3 protein-coding genes and 1 pseudogene are annotated in these 3,202 nt (G+C 70.8%); all 4 read left to right on the top strand.

The window, feature by feature from the left end:
• Positions 1 to 444 (top strand): adenylyl-sulfate kinase (cysC, locus tag VR44_RS35685; protein ID WP_045951806.1); only part of this gene is annotated, 444 nt, incomplete at its 5' end.
• A complete protein-coding gene (gene cysD / locus VR44_RS35680) occupies positions 441 to 1,382 on the top strand; it encodes a sulfate adenylyltransferase subunit CysD (protein ID WP_045951805.1) in 942 nt (313 codons plus the stop codon). The genes cysC and cysD, both read left to right, overlap by 4 nt.
• A 2-nt stretch (positions 1,383 to 1,384) precedes the next feature.
• A complete protein-coding gene (locus VR44_RS35675; protein WP_045951804.1) occupies positions 1,385 to 2,713 on the top strand; it encodes a sulfate adenylyltransferase subunit 1 in 1,329 nt (442 codons plus the stop codon).
• A gap of 218 nt (positions 2,714 to 2,931) precedes the next feature.
• Positions 2,932 to 3,202: pseudogene (locus VR44_RS35670) on the top strand (sulfate ABC transporter substrate-binding protein); the annotation flags it as partial.

The raw sequence follows: 3,202 nt of genomic DNA, 5'->3' as shown, positions 1-3,202 counted from the left end.
GTGTATAAGAGACAGGTCCTCGACGGGGACGAGATCCGCGAGTTCCTCTCCGCCGGCCTGGGCTTCAGCCGCGAGGACCGGCACACCAACGTGCAGCGGATCGGCTTCGTCGCCGAACTCCTCGCGAGCAACGGTGTGAAGGCCCTCGTCCCGGTCATCGCCCCCTTCGCCGACAGCCGCGAGGCCGTCGCGAAGCGGCACGCCGCGGCCGGTACGAGCTACCTCGAAGTGCACGTCGCGACCCCGGTCGAGGTGTGCTCCGAGCGTGACGTGAAGGGCCTGTACGCCAAGCAGGCGGCGGGCGAGATCACCGGTCTGACCGGCGTCGACGACCCGTACGAGGCACCGGAAGCCCCCGACCTGCGCATCGAGTCGCACACGCAGACCGTGCGGGAGTCGGCGTCCGCCCTGCACGCACTGCTCACCGAGAGGGGTCTGGCATGACCACCGCCGCGCACCTGCACACCGAGTCCGGTTCCGACGCGCCCTACGCGCTGTCGCACCTCGACGCCCTCGAATCCGAGGCGGTGCACATCTTCCGCGAGGTGGCGGGCGAGTTCGAGAAGCCGGTGATCCTCTTCTCCGGCGGCAAGGACTCCATCGTCATGCTGCACCTGGCGCTCAAGGCCTTCGCCCCCGCGCCGGTGCCCTTCGCCCTGCTGCACGTGGACACCGGCCACAACTTCCCCGAGGTGCTCGCCTACCGCGACCGCGCCGTGGAGAAGCACGGCCTGCGCCTGCACGTGGCCTCCGTCCAGGAGTACATCGACGCCGGCAAGCTCCGCGAGCGTCCGGACGGCGTCCGCAACCCGCTGCAGACCGTCCCCCTCACCGAGGCCATCCAGCAGCTGAAGTTCGACGCCGTGTTCGGCGGCGGCCGCCGCGACGAGGAGAAGGCCCGCGCCAAGGAGCGCGTGTTCTCCCTGCGCGACGAGTTCTCCCAGTGGGACCCCCGCCGCCAGCGCCCCGAGCTGTGGCAGCTGTACAACGGCCGTCACGCCCCCGGTGAGCACGTCCGCGTCTTCCCGCTCTCCAACTGGACCGAGCTGGACGTGTGGCAGTACATCGCCCGCGAGAACATCGAACTGCCGGAGATCTACTTCGCGCACGAGCGGGACGTCTTCCAGCGCAACGGCATGTGGCTGACCGCCGGCGAATGGGGCGGCCCCAAGGACACCGAGCCGGTGGAGAAGCGCCTGGTGCGCTACCGCACCGTCGGCGACATGTCCTGCACCGGCGCCGTCGACTCCGACGCCGCCGATCTGGACGCCGTGATCGCCGAGATCGCCGTCTCCCGCCTCACCGAGCGGGGTGCGACCCGCGCCGACGACAAGCTGTCCGAGGCCGCGATGGAAGACCGCAAGCGCGAAGGGTACTTCTAACCATGACGACCACCACCGAGCAGCTCAGCGCCACCACGCTGCTGCGCTTCGCCACCGCGGGTTCCGTCGACGACGGCAAGTCCACCCTGGTGGGCCGGCTGCTGCACGACTCCAAGTCGGTCCTGGAGGACCAGCTGGAAGCCGTGGAGCGGGTCTCCGCCGACCGTGGCCAGGACGCCCCGGACCTGGCGCTGCTCACCGACGGCCTGCGGGCCGAGCGGGAGCAGGGCATCACCATCGACGTGGCCTACCGCTACTTCGCCACCGCCCGCCGCCGGTTCATCCTCGCCGACACCCCCGGGCACGTGCAGTACACCCGGAACATGGTCACCGGCGCCTCCACCGCCGACCTCGCCGTGGTCCTCGTCGACGCCCGCAACGGAGTCATCGAGCAGACCCGCCGGCACGCCGCCGTCGCCGCCCTCCTGCGCGTCCCGCACGTGGTCCTCGCCGTCAACAAGATGGACCTCGTCGACTACCGGGAGAGCGTCTTCGCGAAGATCGCCGAGGAGTTCACCGCCTACGCCTCCGAGCTGGGCGTCCCGGAGATCACCGCGATCCCGATCTCGGCCCTGGCCGGGGACAACGTGGTCGAGCCGTCGGCGAACATGGACTGGTACGGCGGCCCGACGGTGCTGGAGCACCTGGAGACCGTTCCGGTCAGCCACGACCTCACCGCCTGCCCGGCGCGTTTCCCGGTGCAGTACGTGATCCGTCCGCAGACCGCCGAGCACCCCGACTACCGGGGCTACGCGGGCCAGATCGCCTCCGGCGTCCTGCGCGTCGGCGAGGCCGTGACGGTCCTGCCGTCGGGGAAGACCTCGGTGATCGAGGGCATCGACGCGCTCGGTGAGTCCGTGGACATCGCCTGGTCCCCGCAGTCGGTGACCCTGCGGCTGAAGGACGACATCGACATCTCGCGCGGTGACCTGATCGCGCCGACCGCGAGCGCCCCGGCCACCACCCAGGACGTCGTCGCGACGGTCTGCCACGTGGCCGACCAGCCGCTGGCCGTGGGCGCGCGGGTGCTGATCAAGCACACCACGCGCACGGTCAAGGCGATCGTCAAGGAGATCCCCTCCCGGCTGACGCTGGACGACCTGTCCCAGCACCCGAACCCCGGGCAGCTGGTGGCCAACGACATCGGCCGTGTCGTCGTCCGCACCGCCGAGCCGCTCGCGCTCGACGCGTACGCCGACTCGCGCCGCACCGGGTCCTTCCTGCTGATCGACCCGGCCGACGGCACCACGCTGGCGGCGGGCATGGCGGGCGAGTCCTTCGCCTCCCAGGCCGAAGCGGTACAGGCGGACGAAGAAGGCTGGGACTTCTAGGTCATGCGGACCGACATGTACACCACCTTCGCGAAGGAGGGCGGCCGCGTGGGCAGCGGCGTCCTCGGCAGCGGCCAGGGAGGGGTGGCGCGATGTGCGCGATGACGTACGCGCACCGCATGCGCGCCCTCACCCCCCACCTGCCGTACCCGCCCCCGCACCACCATCGAACACCTGCGCCGTAACACCAGGACGGCGCGTCGAGAGGAAGTCCTCCCGTGCCTGTCACCCGTAAGTCCCTGCTCCGCCGCGGCGTCGTCGCCGCCACCGCCCTGCCGCTGCTGATCGGCGCCCTCGCTTCCTGCGGCTACGGTTCCGAGGCGGAGAAGGACGAGCCGAAGGCGGCCGGCGCCGCCGCCGAGGACGGCAAGAAGCTCTCGGCGCCCGAGGTCCGCATCGGGTACTTCCCGAACCTGACCCACGCCACCGCCCTGGTCGGCCTCCAGGAGGGCCTGATCGAGAAGGAACTGAACGGCACCAGGATCAAGC

It is taken from the genome of Streptomyces katrae, from assembly GCF_000966975.1.
Classification (GTDB): domain Bacteria; phylum Actinomycetota; class Actinomycetes; order Streptomycetales; family Streptomycetaceae; genus Streptomyces; species Streptomyces katrae.
The sequence above is the reverse complement of the archived record's forward strand: the minus strand, read 5'-3'. Positions and strand labels throughout refer to the sequence as shown.

What these genes read in the sequence shown, in the direction of transcription:
- VR44_RS35675 (WP_045951804.1), top strand. Translation starts at nt 1,385, where the DNA reads ATGACGACCACCACCGAGCAGCTCAGCGCCACCACGCTGCTGCGCTTC.
- cysD (WP_045951805.1), top strand. Translation starts at nt 441, where the DNA reads ATGACCACCGCCGCGCACCTGCACACCGAGTCCGGTTCCGACGCGCCC.